At 37.7% G+C, this 18,220-nt stretch carries 12 protein-coding genes and 1 tRNA gene; 8 read left to right on the top strand and 5 right to left on the bottom strand.

From position 1 onward, the window contains the following. The first annotated feature begins 4 nt into the window (after positions 1 to 4). The 3 genes from AAGF08_RS08515 to AAGF08_RS08525 all read left to right on the top strand — a co-directional run bounded on the left by AAGF08_RS08515 (position 5) and on the right by AAGF08_RS08525 (position 4,324). On the top strand, positions 5 to 1,471 hold the full coding sequence (locus tag AAGF08_RS08515) for an SLC13 family permease (RefSeq protein ID WP_343510733.1): 1,467 nt from the start codon (positions 5 to 7) through the stop codon (positions 1,469 to 1,471). A 770-nt stretch (positions 1,472 to 2,241) separates the two neighbouring features. Then, positions 2,242 to 3,645: a histidine kinase gene (locus tag AAGF08_RS08520; protein WP_343510734.1), complete on the top strand. Its 1,404-nt coding sequence runs from the start codon at positions 2,242 to 2,244 to the stop codon at positions 3,643 to 3,645. Between the two features lies 1 nt (position 3,646). After that, positions 3,647 to 4,324, top strand: a complete 678-nt coding sequence (locus AAGF08_RS08525) for a LytTR family DNA-binding domain-containing protein (protein WP_343510735.1) — start codon at positions 3,647 to 3,649, stop codon at positions 4,322 to 4,324. A 59-nt stretch (positions 4,325 to 4,383) separates the two neighbouring features. Here AAGF08_RS08525 and AAGF08_RS08530 read toward each other — a convergent pair whose 3' ends face one another. Beyond that, complete coding sequence (locus AAGF08_RS08530; protein ID WP_343510736.1) at positions 4,384 to 5,259, bottom strand: AraC family transcriptional regulator; 876 nt, start codon at positions 5,257 to 5,259, stop codon at positions 4,384 to 4,386. Between the two features lie 187 nt (positions 5,260 to 5,446). On the opposite strand from AAGF08_RS08530, the gene AAGF08_RS08535 reads away from it, so the two are divergent. From AAGF08_RS08535 to AAGF08_RS08550, 4 genes are all read left to right on the top strand, one after another. Continuing rightward, positions 5,447 to 8,920, top strand: a complete 3,474-nt coding sequence (locus AAGF08_RS08535; protein WP_343510737.1) for a PVC-type heme-binding CxxCH protein — start codon at positions 5,447 to 5,449, stop codon at positions 8,918 to 8,920. Between the two features lie 6 nt (positions 8,921 to 8,926). Then, positions 8,927 to 9,790: a sugar phosphate isomerase/epimerase gene (locus AAGF08_RS08540; RefSeq protein WP_343510738.1), complete on the top strand. Its 864-nt coding sequence runs from the start codon at positions 8,927 to 8,929 to the stop codon at positions 9,788 to 9,790. A 29-nt stretch (positions 9,791 to 9,819) separates the two neighbouring features. After that, positions 9,820 to 10,932: a Gfo/Idh/MocA family oxidoreductase gene (locus AAGF08_RS08545; protein WP_343510739.1), complete on the top strand. Its 1,113-nt coding sequence runs from the start codon at positions 9,820 to 9,822 to the stop codon at positions 10,930 to 10,932. Positions 10,933 to 11,069: 137 nt separating this feature from the next. Continuing rightward, a complete protein-coding gene (locus AAGF08_RS08550; RefSeq protein ID WP_343510740.1) occupies positions 11,070 to 11,531 on the top strand; it encodes a c-type cytochrome in 462 nt (153 codons plus the stop codon). 47 nt (positions 11,532 to 11,578) lie between these two features. On the opposite strand, the gene AAGF08_RS08555 is transcribed toward AAGF08_RS08550, so the two are convergent. Beyond that, positions 11,579 to 11,953: a hypothetical protein gene (locus AAGF08_RS08555; protein ID WP_343510741.1), complete on the bottom strand. Its 375-nt coding sequence runs from the start codon at positions 11,951 to 11,953 to the stop codon at positions 11,579 to 11,581. A 168-nt stretch (positions 11,954 to 12,121) separates the two neighbouring features. Between AAGF08_RS08555 and AAGF08_RS08560 the strand changes: the two genes are divergently transcribed. Then, positions 12,122 to 12,820 (top strand): SGNH/GDSL hydrolase family protein, encoded by a 699-nt coding sequence (locus AAGF08_RS08560; RefSeq protein WP_343510742.1) that lies wholly within the window; start codon positions 12,122 to 12,124, stop codon positions 12,818 to 12,820. A 49-nt stretch (positions 12,821 to 12,869) separates the two neighbouring features. On the opposite strand, the gene AAGF08_RS08565 is transcribed toward AAGF08_RS08560, so the two are convergent. The 3 genes from AAGF08_RS08565 to AAGF08_RS08575 form a co-directional block, all read right to left on the bottom strand. Continuing rightward, positions 12,870 to 15,560, bottom strand: a complete 2,691-nt coding sequence (locus AAGF08_RS08565; protein WP_343510743.1) for a discoidin domain-containing protein — start codon at positions 15,558 to 15,560, stop codon at positions 12,870 to 12,872. 285 nt (positions 15,561 to 15,845) lie between these two features. Continuing rightward, positions 15,846 to 15,918 (bottom strand) — tRNA-Thr (locus AAGF08_RS08570). Between the two features lie 99 nt (positions 15,919 to 16,017). Continuing rightward, positions 16,018 to 18,180, bottom strand: a complete 2,163-nt coding sequence (locus tag AAGF08_RS08575) for a DUF349 domain-containing protein (RefSeq protein WP_343510744.1) — start codon at positions 18,178 to 18,180, stop codon at positions 16,018 to 16,020. Positions 18,181 to 18,220 lie beyond the last annotated feature (40 nt).

Consider the following 18,220-nt stretch of genomic DNA (forward strand, 5'->3'; position numbering starts at 1 on the left):
CTTCATGAAAGTCAATATCAAATCACTGGGGCTTTACTTGGGGCCTCTAGCCTTCGTTTTAATTACTTTTTTTGTGGGTTTTAATGACCTCAATCCAGCTGCCCAAGCTATGTTAGGACTCGCTGCCTGGATGGCTATTTGGTGGATTTCGGAAGCCTTACCTATTGCTGCTACTGCTTTTCTACCCCTAATTTTTATGCCATTGCTCGAGATTCTTCCAATCTCAAAAGTATCTGCCAATTACATGCATCCAACCGTGATGCTATATATGGGAGGCTTTTTACTCGCTACTGGAATTGAAAAATGGGGACTGCATCGTCGGATTGCTCTTAACATTATTAATTTACTAGGAACAGATCTCCGACGAATCGTTTTAGGCTTTATTCTAGCTACAGGAATTCTTTCGATGTGGATTTCCAATTCAGCCACCTCGCTGATGATGCTACCGATTGGATTGGCTGTTGTTGGTCAATTTAAAGCTCATTTAGGGGAATCCAATACGTCAATTGCAGATAGACTTGGTAAAAACATCATGCTCGGGATCGCCTATAGCGCTTCTATAGGTGGCGTGGCAACTTTAATTGGCACGCCTACAAATACCATTATGGTTGCTGTAATACAGGACTTATACGGCTATACAATTGGCTTCAACGAATGGTTTATGTTCGGTTTGCCTTTATCCCTTGTTCTTTTGATGATTTGCTGGTACTATTTGGTTTCATCGGCAAACCCACTTCCAAAACGCTTTAGTCTATCGGATGAAAAAAGTATTATCGGGAAACAGTTAATTGATTTAGGAAAAACAACCTATGAGGAATGGAATGTCCTTATTGTTTTTGGTTTAGTTTGTATCTCCTGGATAATCAAAGATTATGTGTTGGTAAATTTCCTTCCTTCAATTAATGATACAATAATCGTATTAGTTGGAGTCGTAATACTCTTCGTTCTCCCCTCTTCATCTAAAGAGGATCGGATTCTTGACTGGAAAACAGCGGAGCGAATTCCTTGGGGAATATTGATACTTTTTGGTGGTGGTTTAGCTTTGGCTGAAGGGTTCCAAAGTACAGGTTTGGCGGAATGGATCGGTCAGAAATTCACCCTATTGGAAGGAGTAAGTTTTATATTGCTGTTACTGATTATTGTGGCTTCGGTTAATTTCCTGACCGAGGTGACATCCAATGTTGCAACCGCTTCCATGCTTTTGCCAATCTTAGCTTCGGTAGCTTTAAAACTTGATTTACATCCTTTTGGGTTGATGATTGGTGCTACTCTAGCTGCAAGTTGTGCCTTTATGCTTCCTGTTGCCACCCCTCCAAATGCAGTGGTTTTCGGTTCCGGTTATTTACGGATGAAAGATATGGTGAGCGCTGGTTTTTGGTTGAATATCATTTCTGTCATTTTAGTGACGCTGATGGTGTTTATTGTACTTCCTTGGTTGTGGGGAATCGATTTGTTGAGCAATCCTTTTTAAAGTCATAAAGTTGAAATGAGAAAGCTGATGTAACGTCATAGCACCTGTCCTCCGAAGGAGGAAGGGGGCTTAAAAAGCTGATGTGGCCAACCTACCGGCCGGCAGGCAATCTATGTTAAACCTTAGATTAGATTGTGCAAAATTAAAATTTAATCCCCCTAGCCCCCTTTTAAACGGGGAGTTGATTTCGATTCGTAACGTATCCCTAATAAATAAGTAATTCTATTCGAGATTGCTTCACTGAGTTGATAAGGACATTAATGCAGTCATTTTGCCCAATCTCATTTTAATCCGTCACTGCGAGCGAAGCGTGGCAGTCCCGTTATAAGAAGTTCAAAGTCTCCCGAGATTGCTTCACTGCGTTCTCAATGACGTTACTAATGCCATGCTTTGAATTACATTTCATATTTCTTACTTCAAACTTTCCCTTATCTCGCCGAAGGCATATTTCAACGACTGCAGGGAGTTATATTTCGAAAGCCTAGGGCTTGCGTATCTCCATTATTTATTTCCATCCCACATTTCCCACTTTTCGTCCCATACTTTTGCAGAGGCTAATTTGACCGAGTATTCTTGGTGTATCATTTACGAATAGATTTAATGAACACGAAGAAAGTCTTTTATTTGTTAATCTTCTTGGCCGCCTTGTACAATTTGATCAACCTCAAATCCTGCACAAACAAAGCCGAAAAGAAACAGGAGACTACTTTAACTTCAGCTTCTACTCCAATTGAATTAAAGTAAATCAACTTATTTATTTACAGATACTTATGAAATCTAAAAGTCTTGTATTTCGGGATATTGAATGGTGGTCGGTAACCTTTGTATTTTTGATAATTATCATTACCAATATTTTAATGGGAATGGGTAATGGATATCATGATATGATGCGGTTTTTTGGAAAAGTAGCCATGCCTATCATCGTATACCTAGGCTTCTACCTGATGCATTTGGTAATTATCCCTAAATACCTGCGAGATAAAAATGTTTTACATCTGATTCTGTTCAGTGTTTTGACTACTGCAATTATGGGAGCTCTTTCCGGTTTAGCTGCCTCAGCAATAGGAAATGTACACACTCAGTTCTTTAGATTCTTTTTTAGTGTCATCGCCCTTTATCCCGGGTATTTATTGACTGCGATTTTGATCAAAAGGATCTTTTATCCACCAGCCTTTAATGACTTTCAAATCTATAATGGTCTGAGGCTAATTATGGTTTTTGTCTTCATCTCAATTTTTCTATTTATATCGCAAATATTTGTAAATGACGTAGTTTTGGTTGTCATTTTAATGATTGTACCAGGAGTCTTGTTAGTTGTTTTGTATAATTATTTCCTATTGTATAAAAACAAATTAGCGGGAAAAATCAAACCTTATCGTTGGTATCTATGGTGCTTATTTGGTTTTATTATTTTACTATTTATAATTATTTCTGCTGAAAATAATGTTCCAGAAATCATCCTTTTTGGATTCGGACTTATTGCCCTTTTATTTTTCGTGATTTTCCCACTCTCGGAGCTCGTATTTAGAAAGTATGACAGCGTTATCGGAAAAATAGATACCCTTTCAGTTCAAGTAAATCAGAGTTCGGCTAACCTAAGTTTCCTTCGATCACAAATTAATCCTCACTTTCTTTTTAATGCTCTAAACACGCTTTACGGCACTGCATTGATTGAAAATGCGGAAAAGACTTCTGATGGGATTCAAAAGTTGGGCGATATGATGCGCTTTATGCTTCATGAAAACCAAATGGATAAAATCCCGCTTTCTAGGGAGATTGACTATTTAAGAAACTATTTGGATTTACAGATGCTGAGATTTGCCAAGGAGGATCATCTTGATGTTTCAATTCAGATAGCGGAAGAATATTGTCAAGGAGATATCTCTCCTATGTTGTTGATACCTTTTGTGGAGAATGCATTCAAACATGGAATCAGCACCAAATCAAAATCCTGGATTAAAATTAATCTGAGATGTCTGAAAGGCTCGGTACATCTAGATGTGGTGAATAGTATGCATCCTAAAAAAGTCACAGAAGATCCAAAGGATGAATCTGGGATAGGATTAGAAAATGTTAAAAGCAGGTTGGCTCATTTTTACCCACAAAAACATAACTTGACGATTGTGGCGAACGACACGGAGCATTTTGTTCACTTATCCGTGCAACTTCAATAATATGATTAAAGCAATTGCAATAGACGATGAAAATATGGCTTTGGAAGTAATAAAAGCGCACGCTTCCAAAGTTCCCTTTCTTCATTTGGAACAAGTGTTTTTGGATGCTATTGAGGCATTGGAATACATCAAAGACAACGAAATTGATCTTATTTTTTTGGATATCAATATGCCGGATATTTCTGGAATCGACTTTGCAGAATTGCTTCCTAAAGAGACCTTGGTGGTTTTTACAACGGCTTATTCTGACTTTGCCGTAAAGGGCTTCGAACTCGATGCACTGGATTATTTACTAAAACCATTTAACTTGAGTAGGTTTATCAAAGCCTGCCAAAAAGCTCAGGAATGGTTGGAATTACAGCCTGGAAAGGAACCTGAGTTTACATTTATTAAAACTGGAGAAGGTCAAATTAAATTGAACTTCAGTCAACTTTTATTTTGTGAAGCCAGTGGCAACTACGTGACCTTTCAGTTGGAAGAGGAAAAAGTCATGAGCAGAATGACTTTGGCAGAAGTGGAGAATTTGCTTCCCTCCTTCTTTATAAGAACCCATCGATCCTTTCTGGCAAACAGCCAAAAGGTAAGCAAAGTAGAAAAACATCAGCTTCACTTAAATCAACACAGTATACCCATAAGTCTTTCTTACATGGATCAAGTGATGGCGCATTTTAACTCTTGAAAATCAACTGAAACACAAGAATTGCTTACTGAATCCTGCGACTTTCAAATACCCACTGACTACTCAAAACTTTCCAGATATTCCTTTCTATAGTTAATCGGTGTTTTTCCAATTCGATCCTTAAACTGTTTATTGAAATTGGAAAGGGTATTAAACCCGCTTTCATAGCATACTTCAGAAACATTAATATCTTCTTCATGAAGTAGTTTACAGGCATGACTGATTCGTACATCGCTGATAAAATCAGAGAATGACTTATTGGCTCTTGATTTAAAGAATCTACTGAAAGCACTAACTGAAAGATTTGCCAAACTTGCCACCTCTTCCAATTTGATTTTCTGTTTGTAGTTTTTCATCACATACTCGTACACCTCTCCCATTCTATCCTTTTCAGATTCTTTATTTAGGTTGATATATCCAACATTGGTAATCTGTCGAATATCTTTTGAATGGGATAAAAGGTTGAGAATTTCTAGCAATTGAATCAGTTGTGTAGAACCAGTAAGATGAATCAAATTCTTCATCATCTCAGTGACTTCTCGGTTAGTCTTGCCATTAACTTCCACACCTCTTAAAGAAAGCTTCATTAACCTGGCTATATCCGCAAATTCCTCTTTTTCAAAAATTCCTTCTCCTAAAAAATTTTCAGGGAAATACACGACAATCAAATGAGTTTCCAGATTGTTTGATGGATCAAAATAAGCATTATCGGATCTCCAAACATGGGGCAAGTTTGGTCCTGTCATCACCATATCCCCTTCTTTAAATGGTTTAATATGATCACCAATATACCGAGTACCCGTACCTTTCAGGATAACTACCAACTGATATTCAGGGTGAAAATGCCAATTTTTATCAAAAAAAGGAGCAATTATTTCCTTGACTAAAAATACTTTTGAATCAGGAATTCTTGACTTTTTAAGTGGGTTTTTCATGATTTATAACTGAGTTATGCTGTATTACTTCACGTATTAAACGCAAAAAGGACAAAATTCAGTCATTATTCAAAGTAATACAGTGAGAATCTCCCTCAAATTTTATACAATTTTCCTTTTCAATTGATTCTTAAACCCATTTATGAACATTTCGTTTAAAAATTCCATCCCAAAATTTTCCACAATCATGGCCACTTTGGTCATTTCTCTGCTTGTGATAAGCTGTGGAAAAAAATCCGATGAGACATTTCTGTCTTCCACGGAACCTAGACGTGTTGAAATACTTGTGCTAGGACATGAAAGTGAGCATCACAATTCAGAAAAATTGATGATGTATATCGAAACTCCTTTATTTCAAAAGGGAATCAACCTCACCTACACGACAGACGTCAACGATTTAAATCCTACAAAATTGAGTAATTATGATGGTTTGATGATTTATGCAAACCATGATCAAATTTCTCCTGAGCAGGAATCCGCGCTGAAAGCTTATGTGCAAGGTGGAAAAGCTTTAATCCCGATTCACTCGGCATCTTTCTGCTTCCAGAATTCACCTTGGTACATTTCAGCTGTAGGTGGCCAATTTAAAAGTCATGGCACAGGTGATTTTACAGTAGACATCGTAGACAAAGATTCTCCGATTATGAAAGGAATTAACGAGTTTGAAACTTGGGATGAAACCTACGTTCATAGCCAGTTAAATCCGGACATGCATGTGCTAATGGAGCGAAAAGAGGGCGATCATACAGAACCTTACACTTGGACTCGGGAAGAAGGAAAAGGTCGTGTTTTCTATACTGCATATGGTCATAATGAGAAAACTTGGGAAAAAGAACAATTCCAGGAATTGCTTGCGAATGGAATCCTATGGGCAGTAGGTGACAAAGTAAATGAGCTATTAACTGCTTATAATATCCCAACTCCTCAATTCGAAGATGCGGTAATTCCAAATTATGAAAGAAGAGACCCTCCTCCAAGATTCCAATTGCCATTATCTCCTGAAGAGTCTATGAAATTGGTTCAAGTTCCAGTAGGATTCGAATTGGAGCTCTTTGCATCTGAGCCAATGATCATCAACCCAATTGCTTTCGCTTGGGATGAGAGAGGAAGATTATTTGTAATTGAAACCACTGATTATCCGAATGAAGTTCGCAAGGAAGGTGGAGATGATAAAATCAAGATTCTGGAAGACACAAACGGAGATGGCAAAGCAGATAAAGTAACCATTTTTGCAGAAGGCTTAAACATCCCTACTTCCATTATGGCTGTAAATGGTGGAATGTTAATCTCCATGGCTCCTGATTTTGTATTCCTAAAAGACACAGATGGTGATGATGTCGCCGATGTAAAAGAAGTAGTAATGACAGGCTGGGGTAAATTTGATACCCATGCGGGACCTTCAAACCTGAAATATGGTTTTGATAATAAAATTTGGGGTGTTTTAGGATATTCTGGTTTTGATGGAGAAGTAAGCGGAAAGAAATTCAGATTCGGCCAAGGCGTTTACAGATTTGATCCTTCCGGTGAAAACATGGAATACCTAGGAAGAACCAGTAATAACACATGGGGACTTGGATTCTCTGAAGATTTTGAAACCTTTATCTCTACTGCCAATGGACAACATTCCGTGTATTTGGCATTGGATAATAAGTTCGTAAAGAGAACAATCTATAAGGGTACTCCAAACACCGCCACTGGAATTGATTCGCATTATGATATGCCTCACTTGACGCCTTTCCTAAGACAGGTTGACTGGCATGGATCCTACACAGCAGCTGCTGGACATAACCTATATACTGCAAGAAATTTCCCTTCAGAATATTGGAACAAAATGGCTTTTGTAGCAGAGCCAACGGGCCGAGTACTTCATAATGCAAGAATACTTGAAGAAGGATCCGGTTATAAGGAGAAAAATGCCTTTAACATTTTGGCGAGTTCAGATGAGTGGTTCAGTCCTGTTCATGCAGAGGTAGGACCTGATGGATCCTTATGGGTTGCAGATTGGTACAACTTTATCATTCAGCATAACCCTACTCCTCGAGGTTTTGAAAATGGACCAGGAAATGCTTACATCAACCCAATGCGGGATAAAGAGCATGGTAGAATCTATCGATTAACTTATAAAGGTGGTGAGCCATCTAAAACTTTTGACTTAACTGATGCTTCTTCAGCTGAATTATTAGACGCTTTGAAGAGTGATAACATGTTCTGGAGACTTACTGCACAGCGATTGATCGTTGAAACTCAGAATAAAGATGTTGTTGAAGGATTATATGAATTAATTAGTTCTCCTGAAGTAGATGAGGCTGGAATTAATGGACCAGCTATCAACGCACTTTGGACCTTGAAAGGTTTAGGAGAGCTTGATGGTAGTAATGCAAAAGCTCAGGAAGTAGTAGAGAAAGCTTTGAGCCATCCATCAGCAGCGGTTAGAAAAAATGCAGTTAGAGTTATTCCTCGAAACCAGTCTGCATTGAATGCTATTATTGCTGTCAATATGATGGAGGATGATAATCTTCAGGCGAGGAAATTTGCGATTCTAGCCGTATCTGAAATGCCAGCTAATGAAGAAGTATCTAAAATGCTTTTGGCTATTTCTGAGGATGAGGATAATGCCAAAGATGAATACCTGCCCCAGGCGATTTTTGCCGCGGCAATTACTCACCCAGCTGCCTTTGAGAACCGACCTCCATCTCCTTCTTCGGAGGTTCAGGCCGATTCATTAATGGGAATAGCTGACAGAATTTCAAAAAGTTTAGTTTCTGAGCTTTATACCCTGAATCCTAGAAATGCCCTCCTTTTCCCACCAGATCCTTCCGGTAAAGAAATAACTATTAAAATGGAAGTGACTCCTGGAAGAGATCCTTTAGATGGAGTGATGGTCGCACAAGGAAATAATGTAAATGGATACAGTTTATATGTGTACAAAGATGCTTTGAGTTTTGCAGTAGCGCAGGATGGAGATGTTAAAATAATCAGATCCAAAAGGCTTCCTTCAGAGAAGTTTATGGTTACCGCTACTCTAGAACAAGATGGTGCTATGAGCTTACATATTGATGGTAAAGAAGTAGCTAAAGGAAAAACAAAGGGATTATTCAATTCACCACTTTCCCCGGACAATGTCCGTGTGGGTCAATTTGATTCAGGAAATCGAGTTGGTGATTATGAAGGCAACTGGAGATTCTCTGGAAGAATAGGAAATGATTCCAGCTTGGACCTTAAAAAAGTAGATTCTGGAGACAGTAAAGCGGTTGCCTTAGTAGAAGAGCCTATAGAGGTAGTAAAAGATGGAATTATCACCCTTACTGCTGTACCTCATCAGATGAGTTTTGACAAGACTGTTTTTGCAGTCAATGCAGGAAGTCAATTAATTCTGGACTTTAAAAATCCAGATTTCGTGCAACACAATCTGATAATCGGAGCAATTGGTTCTCTGGAGAAAATCGGACAAGCGGCAGATCAGATGGCAAAAAACCTGACTGGAATGGATCAGGCATTTGTACCGAACATTCCAGAGGTGCTTGCTTCAACTGACCTGGTTTTTCCTAATTATTCAGATTCCATTGTTATCAAAGTACCTTCCCAAAAAGGTGATTATCCATTCGTTTGTACACTTCCTGATCATTGGAAGCAGATGAACGGTATTATGAAAGTAATCTAAGGAAGGATGTCTCTTAAAGTAAATTTTGGGGTAAGCACCTGGCTTTGGACTTCCCCTTTTAATAAAGAAACAATAAACCTATTTCCTAAGATCAAAGGATTCGGCTATGATTTTGTTGAAATTCCAGTTGAAGATCCTGAACTGATCGATATTCAAGGAGTGAAAACTGCTTTAGCGGATAATGGCCTTAAGGCTGTTATCTGCGGAGCATTTGGAACCAGCAGAGATCTAACAAATGAAGATCCCAGTTTCCATAAAACCAGTTTTGATTATCTGAATAAATGCTTTGAAATTGCCGCTGGACTAGACTGCAATTTTGTCGCAGGCCCAATGTATTCGGCTGTAGGAAAGGCAAGACTTGTTTCTCCTGAACAGAAAAAAATCGAATGGGATCGAGCAGTAACCAATCTTAGAATTGTATGCCAAAATGCACGCAAATTCGGTTTGGAAATAGCACTGGAAACACTTAACAGATTTGAAACAGACTTGATTAATACCTGTGAAGAACTGATGCAGCTGATCAAAGATATTAATGAACCAGAGGCAAAAGTGATTTTAGACGGTTTTCACATGAGTATTGAAGAACCAGATCCAGAAGCTGCCATCAAGTTGGCAGGTGATAAATTGATTCATTTTCAAGTTTCTGAAAACTATCGAGGTACACCTGGAACAGGACAAACTCCTTGGGATGCATATAAAAGAGGATTAGAAGCTGTTAATTACGAAGGAGTGATTTCTATTGAAAGCTTTACTCCGGAAGTAAAAGAACTGGCTGGGGCAGTCTGCATTTGGAAGCCATTGGCTCCAAGTCAAGATAGTTTTGCCAGTGAAGGATTAAAGTTTTTGAAAAAATGGGCTTCTGAAGCCTGAATACCCCAAATACCCATACCTATAAAATTATGAGTGACAAGAAATTTAACATCGCTATTATCGGGCTTGGCTTTGGAGCCGAATTCATTCCGATTTATCAAAAGCACAAGCTGGCAAATATGTATGCCATTTGTCAAAGAAATAAAGAAAAGGCTGAGGAGATCGGAAAAGCTTTTGGTATAGATAAAGTATATACAGATTACGATGAATTATTAAAGGACCCCAACATCGATGCAGTTCATATCAATACTCCTATTCAAAACCATGCAGAGCAATCTCTAAAAGCACTAAGAGCTGGTAAGCATGTTGCTTGTACCGTTCCAATGGCTACTACGGTGGAAGAATGTAAAGCCATTGTAGAGGAAGTTCAACGAACTGGTTTGACTTACATGATGATGGAAACGGTGATCTACAGCCGTGAATTTTTATTTGTAAAGGAAATGTACGAGAAAGGTGAATTAGGAAAGATCCAATTCCTAAGAGCATCTCATCAACAGGAAATGGCTGGGTGGCCGGGATATTGGGAAGGTCTCCCTCCTATGCATTATGCCACACATTGTGTGGGTCCGGTTTTAGCTTTGCCCAAAGGTCAAGCAGAATATGTTTCTTGTTTTGGTTCTGGAAGGATTGATGAAAATTTGATTCCCAAATACGGTTCTCCATTTGCAATTGAAACTTGTCATATCAAATTAAAAGACTCTGATTTATCTGCAGAGGTGACTAGATCACTTTTCAATACAGCAAGGCAATACAGAGAAAGCTTTGATGTGTATGGTTCCAAGAAGTCATTTGAATGGACTCTTATTGAACATGAAGATTCCGTAATTCATACTGGTGAAGTACCTGAGCGAGTTAAAATTCCTGACTATGCACATTTGCTTCCAAAAGAAATTGCTCCTTTCACTACAGCTGGGGTTTACGATAGTGATGATAACCAACACCTTTCCTTTATTCAAGGGGCAGGTCATGGAGGATCTCATCCTCACTTGGTAAATGAATTTCTTAACGCCTTAGCCGAAGAAAGAGCTCCTTATCCGGATGCAAAGCAATCTGCAAACATTACTTGTGTAGGTATTTTAGCCCATGAATCAGCAATGGAAGGCGGAAAAATCATTAAACTTCCAGAATTTACATTAAGCTAAAAATAACTTTTAAATGGGAAATAGGTTAAATATACTATTTCCCATTTATCAGAAAATCTGTGTTTAAATATAAATAATCCATCAATTACTGGAGAGTTTATTCAAATTCGCAGATTGAAAGCTAATCCAATATCAACATGAAAATTACAATCTTATCTAAAACAGCAATTGTAGTAGTTGCTACGCTCTTATTTGCCTGCGGTGCTGAAAATAAAGAAGAGAAGGCTGTTGTTGAAAAAGAAACTCCAGAAGTGAAAGAAACTCCTGTTGAGCCAGCTCCTATTGTAGCTGAAATGAATGAAGAGCCTGAAAAAGAAGAGGTGGTTGCTAGTAGTGCCACCAAAATTTTAACTGGTGAAGACAAGATCGGAAATTCAGATTGTCTTTCCTGTCACTTAAAAGAACGTCAGGTTGTAGGGCCCGCTTTTCTTGATATTGCAGCAGAATATGAAAATAATGATGAAAATGTATCCATGCTTGCAAATAAAGTGATACAAGGAGGAGCTGGAGTATGGGGTGAAGCTGCAATGCCTCCGCATCCATCTTTGAGTGAAGAAGATGCAAAAGATATGGTTAGATATATTTTAGGTTTAAGCTAAAAAATTGATGATTAAAGAAAAAGAGGCAATTTTAATTGCCTCTTTTTTTATTTTAATTTGGTACCAATGGCATCGAACATTCCCATCAAATCACCTTTTGCTGTCTCATCATCTACTTTTTTAAGATAAAGAGTCACATCATATCCACTGATATTGAAAGCCGCTGAAAGCGCATCCTCAGAGATTTTTACAGATTGCATTTTTGATTCAGTCGTGGCCCCTTCCTCAAAGAAATAACCCGTGGTAATATCGTCAACGGTTTCAAAACGTAATGGCAATGTTGCATCTCCTTGTGGAGTTCCTTTAATTAATACCTCCCACTTTCCTTCAAAATATTCCGGATTTAAAGAAGGCATTGCAAATGCTACACTTAGGAGCAATACCATAGAAAAAGCAAGAACTGTTGATTTTTTAGTTATCATGGTTTATGTTAATGTTTTAAATTGCTACAATAAGAAATAATCTATTAAATTTTCAAATAGATAAACGGATATTTTTTAATCTTATACTTTACAAATTTCAAAATATACTCCTTGACCTAGCTATAAAATTTAATTTCATAATTATTCATTTAAGAACATTCTTATATCATGAAGCCACTTTACATCTATTTGCTTTTTTTTGTCTCCTTTCATTGTTTTGCTCAGGAAATAGAAATTAAAAATTCTCCAAATTATGGTAAAACTGTTGCTGTTTTTGGAGGATCTGTATCGGTAATTCCGGCTAGTGAAACTGCCAAAAACATGTGGAAAGAAAGTCTAGGAATGGAAATCACAAATTTTGGAGTAGGTGGAGCAGGCTTCTCATCTTTACAGGGAAAATCCTTACAACAACAGGTTGATGAAGCTGGTGTCTTCGATATCTATATCCTTTGGGCGTCAACTAACGATTATACAAATAATCGAGAAATTGGGAATTATGTAGATTACACGGAGTTTGATGGTTTTGATGAGGGAAAGCTCGTTACCCAGGCCGGTGGGATTAATTATTGCATCAAAAAAATCTATGAGTTGAATCCAAATGCCACAATTTACTTTTTCACCTCAAGCAAGGCATTTAACAATCGAGGAGGCTATGATCCCTTTGATCAAGAAGGAATGGTGAAGTATGTAGAACTTCAGAAGCAAATTTGTGAACTTCATGGAATCCCATATTTAGACCAATTTGGCCTTGGTGGATACAATGTTTACAACCAAGAACTATATTACCGAGATCCAATACATATGAATGATGCAGGTTACAAAAAACTAGGAGCTCTGCAAGTTTCCTTTTTGGCTTTTCCACAATAAAAAGGCTAATGAATCAACATTAGCCTTTATTTTAGTTTTCATCATTCGATTATCTCGCATAAAGAATTAAGTTCTTCATCCCCCAAGAACTTTCTCCATTATCATTGGATTCAATGCGGATAAATCTAACATTTTGATCTGATTTCCAACGGATATTATTTACCCCCATATGCCCTTCTCCTTTTGCAACTTCAGTCCAGTTACTGCCATCAGGTGATGTAGAGATTGAATATTTATTAGGGAATTGATCTTTCCCGGAATCAAATTGAATCTCAGCTAGATTATGGGCATCTGGAAGCTCAACATGAAACCACATTCCAGGTTTTTGGGCTTCTTCCGTTTTCCATCCTTTATATCCAAATACATAAGATGGATCTTTGGTAGAACCTACTCCCTGTAATGCCGTACTGCTTGCTGTCGCTATCCAATTATCCTGAGGTGGCAATGCTTTTGGTACTTCCTCCATCAATTCATCAAAACTATAATTCGAATCTCTGTCTTTAGTTTCCTCTCTGATTTGAGCTACATACTCAGGTGTTACAAAACTACCTTCATTTCCAAAATCATTACGGATATAAGAAATCACCGAAGCGATATATTCATCATCATTCATATTCATCGCTATCATGACGCCTTCATACTCTTTGTCTTCAAGGTTGCCAGTTAAGCCATGGAGCATTGTCTTCACCGCATATTCTGGATGTCCCATTAATCTTTGAGATCCGGAGAATGCCGGTGCGATCAATCCATCCCCAGTTGGAGAACCCAACCCTTTTGGTCCATGGCATGTTGAACAATAGCTGTCAAAAATGGATTTCCCCTTTGTAAACAAAGCCAACTCAGCTGGAGCATATTTGATTGAAGCAGCCTTTTTGGCTTCATCCATCTTTTCCAATATTTGAGTTGCAACCAATTGAGGACCTTTATCCGAATTTGAAGCCAAACTGGATTTCATCAAATCTTCTACTTTATCTATATTCAAAATATAAGCACTAAAAAGGGCTTGAATGACCACATTAGGGTCTTGGTCATTTGCCATTTTGCGATAATCAGAAGCAAGGCTCTTTTCTCCATACTTATATAGCGTTTCACTGGCTTTTAATGCCTGAATCCTAATATTTGGATTAGAGTCTTGTAAAAGCGATCTAACCAAGCTAACCTTTAATGAGCTTAATCCTTCCAAAGTCCATAGAGCATGGATTCTGGCAAGTTCATTATCCGAATTTGTGACCATTTTCTCCAAATCACCTACGATAGATTTATCTTGATTCAAAATCATAAGTTGTTGCGCCTGATCTCTCCACCAGCCATTTGGGTTTTCCAGGTGTCTAACTAACTCTGCAGAAGTTTCCTCATACATTCTTGGCTTTTCAGTGTTTCTAGGCATCCCTTCATAAGTTAATCTCCAAATTCTGCCATTTCCAATCACATCATCCATTTGATATTGCTGGATTTTAGTTCTTAGATAACTACCCTCCTGGGTCCAGTTTCCTTCCTGAATAATGCCTCGATACATATCAACAATGTACATTGTTCCGTCCGGGGCGGTTGCCATGTCAACGGGTCTGAATAATGGGTCTGTTGATTGAATGAATTCACTTTTAGAATCAATGTATTTATTTTGTATATATGTCAACCCTTCTACATTTTCGGAATTTACCTGCCGAACAATTCTACCAACAGGCTCTCCATAGAAATATTGTCCAACAAGTTCCTTTGGAAGTCGATCTCCTCTGAAAACATCATTGCCAGCAGCACCTGTCACGTTATTTAAAGATCCATCAGGATTAGCCTCCCTCATACCAGGTTGAAAATCTGCTAATTTTACTAAGCTATAAGGAACACGAAAACCATCTTTCCATTGCCCTTTTACACTATAATTTCCATATACTATCGGGAATTGGAATCCTTGTGGTACACCACCAGCCCCATCTTGGAACCATAGTTTTCCATAGTTATCCTGAGTAACGCCCCATTGACCCCAGGGATTACCACTTGGTTCCTGAATAACCCCATCCGGAGTCCATCTAATCCGTTTAGAATTGTAGGTACTATACATCCAATTATCCAAAGCCCAAGTCAAGAAAGTAGTTTGATGCTCTACATTCCCTGATCTACCCAAACCTGATGCAAATAGCTCTTTTTTATCGGCATGACCATCACCATCTATATCTGTGTATTTATAGACATGATCTTGGTTTGACTCCATAGAAAGAATCGAATTTTTTCCAAAGGGCACAACATACCTTGGGAATACTAAGCTATCTAAGAAGACGACTCCCGTTTCATAAACACCATCATTGTCCTTGTCTTCCCATCTAGATATTCTTGAAGTCGGCATCAATTCACCATTTGCATCAATATCCTGCATGTAAGTTCTGAGTTCCAACACATACATTCTACCATTTCCATCAAATTGAATTGCTGCTGGCTCCCGGATTTGAGGTTCAGAAAGAACAGGTTCCATGCTATACCCAGGTTTAAGAACAAATGATTTTTTTTCCTCGTTTGCAGAAACAGGGATTACTGGAGCAGTTGGGCTCAGGTCGATCCCTTTCCACACCGGAGATTCCATATCAATACCTTCTGGTAATTCAACAACCGGAAAAGGAGGTTCTAGGCGCTTTGGGTCCATAGATTCAGTGGGTGAAACATCAAAAGGTGATCTTTCAGGTTCACAGGAAGCAAATGCTATAGCAAAAGGAATTGCGAATAGGATTGTTTTATTTAAGAAACGCATCAATAAAGAAGAATTTTAAATCTAAATCGAAAAGTAAATTAATGTACTTTTTAAGGGAATACAAATTATAGGAATATTGACTGAAAGCCATTACCGAAAAAATAATATTGATCTAGAAATACAAAGATCGAAATCCCTATACAGATGCTAAATGATATACAGCTAATGCCGCGAAATACTTCGGATGGAGATTTCTTTTTCGGGCGTTGTGAGTAGTTTTAATGAAATTTAAGCTAAACACAAAAAAAACCACTCGAGATTTTCGAGTGGTTTTGAACTTTAAAGAGCCTCCTATCGGGATCGAACCAATGACCTACTGATTACAAGTCAGTTGCTCTACCAGCTGAGCTAAGGAGGCTTTTTCCTTTAACGTGGTGCAAATATAGTCTTCGCTATTATTCACTCCAAGCCCTTTGAAAGTATTTTTTCTATCTCCCTAATTCTGAGAGAGAAAAATTTAAAACTCTCTTAGAATCGATAACTTTTTCTTCAATTTATCTATCTCCTCCTCCGCTTTTTGAATTTTGATATCGAACTGATCTTTCAATTTATCAGCAGTTTTAGAAGCCGCAAAGAATTCAAGATTATTCTTCCAAAGTGTAATGTTATTTTCTAAATCAGAGATCTGCTTGCGGATTCCATGTTCTTTCTTATTCAACGTTTTTGAAGCATTCGGATCAGATTGAATCTTGTTTAAGTTTAATCTGAACAGGAAGTCTTCCCGATCAAATTCAGGGTCAAGTTTTTCAAGGTAAAGATCAACTGCAGCTTTAAACTGAGCCTGAACTTCTTTCATATTTTTCCTTGGTACAAAACCTAGTTCATTGTATTTCCCAACTAATTCAGTAAGATTTTCTTCACTTGCATTTTTTGCCGCCTCAATCTCCTTAATTACCTCTTGTTTTTTAACAAGATTGGCTTCAAACTCAGCATTGTTTTGCTTATTCGCATTTCTCCTATTATCGAAGAAAGTATCACATGCTGTTTTAAACTTTTTATAAAGGGTATCTCTACTTTTCTCCGGGGTTGGTCCAAGTCTCTTCCAATCTTGTTGTAATTTAACCAGTTGATTTGCAGTATTCTGCCAATCAGTGCTATTCATCAATTCTTCAGCTTTGGAAATTAATTCTTCAGCTTTAGACTGATTTGTAGCCCTGATTTCATCAAGCTCTTTAAAGAACAAATTCTTATTATGGAAAAAGTGCTTAAAGGCAGTCCAGAATGACTTATTAATTTCTTTTCCAGACTCTTTAGGAACAGGTCCAATTTTCTCCCATGCCTTTTGAATCTCTAAAATTTCCTTTGTTTTGGTATTCCAGTCCTTAATCCTTTCAGCTTTAAAATCAGAAAAGGCTTCCAATTTCTTAATCAGTGCTTCTTTTTCAACTTGATTTTTTTGAAAAACTTCCTTCTGACTTTCGTAATATTCCTTTCTCCTGTCATATACTGCATCTGAAGCAGCTTTGAATCTTTGCCAGAGACTTTCCTGCTCGTCTCTTGGAACTGGGCCAATATGTTTAAACTCCTCGTGAAGTTCATTTAAAGCTTTGATAGCATCTTTAAGATCTTTTACATCCTTCAATGCCTCAGCTTTTTCACAAAGCTCTGTTTTACTTTCTAGATTCTTTTTTCGGTCAAGTTCCTTTAATTCAAAATATATGCTCCTATTATCATAAAACCTATCCATTAAAGCATTGTAGCTTGCCCAAAGGCTTCGGTTTTGTGCAGAAGGAACGGGACCTATTGATTTCCATTCTTCTTGAATAGCCTTGATGGAAGCCATGCTAAGCGTAGTTTCCTCACCATCAACATTCTCTCTCAGCTTATTCAATAACTCGGTTTTTGCAGCTAAATTGGCTTCTTTTTGCTTTTCAGCATCCTTACGAATCGTATTAACCTGCTTTTTAAACTCGTAGTAATATTTATTAAATTCTTTTTCTTCCTCGCTTGGCTTAAAGTCAAAATCATCCTCAACTCCACCCTCCTCTTTAAATTTCGCTAAGGCTTCATCTCTTTCCTTGTGAATGAATTCATCAAAAGCTGATTTTATTTCATGGACTATCTTGTCCATCTTCAGCACATTTCCCTGTTGAACTTTATCTTTTAAAAGTTTAACCAGCTGAGTTTTTGATAGAGATGAAAGGTCTATTTCATCCTGGTTATCATCCTCATCCTCATCCTCTGAATCATCATCTGAACTTTCTTCCTCTGAAGAATCCTCTTCGGTTTTAGATTCAGTAGTTTCCTTCTTTTCACTAGTTTCTACTACTTTTTCACTTGAAGCTTCTTCAGATTCAGTAGATAATTCTACAGTCGTATCCTCTTCAGTGGATATAGAATCCTTTGAATCTTCTTCTTTGGATTCTACTACTTCAGAGGTAGATTCAGTTTTATCCTGATTTTCAACAATTTCTTTTGCTTCTTCTTTAGGAGACTCTTCGTTTAAAGTATTTTCTACAGATTTATCCTCCTCAGGCTCAGTTTTTTTAATTTCTGGTACCTCAGGTATTTCCTTTGTAGATTCAACTTTAGTTTCTTTCTCGATACTCTTTCCCTCTTTGTTTTGAGAGGTTTGAGTCACCTTGTCCTTATCGGACAAATCATTACTTTTCTCAGTCATAAAAACGCTACTATTTCACGGCAATATGGGCAAAAGTAAG

Origin of the sequence: Algoriphagus sp. SE2 (genome assembly GCF_039563885.1) — a bacterium.
In the GTDB taxonomy this organism is placed as follows: Bacteria; Bacteroidota; Bacteroidia; order Cytophagales; family Cyclobacteriaceae; genus Algoriphagus.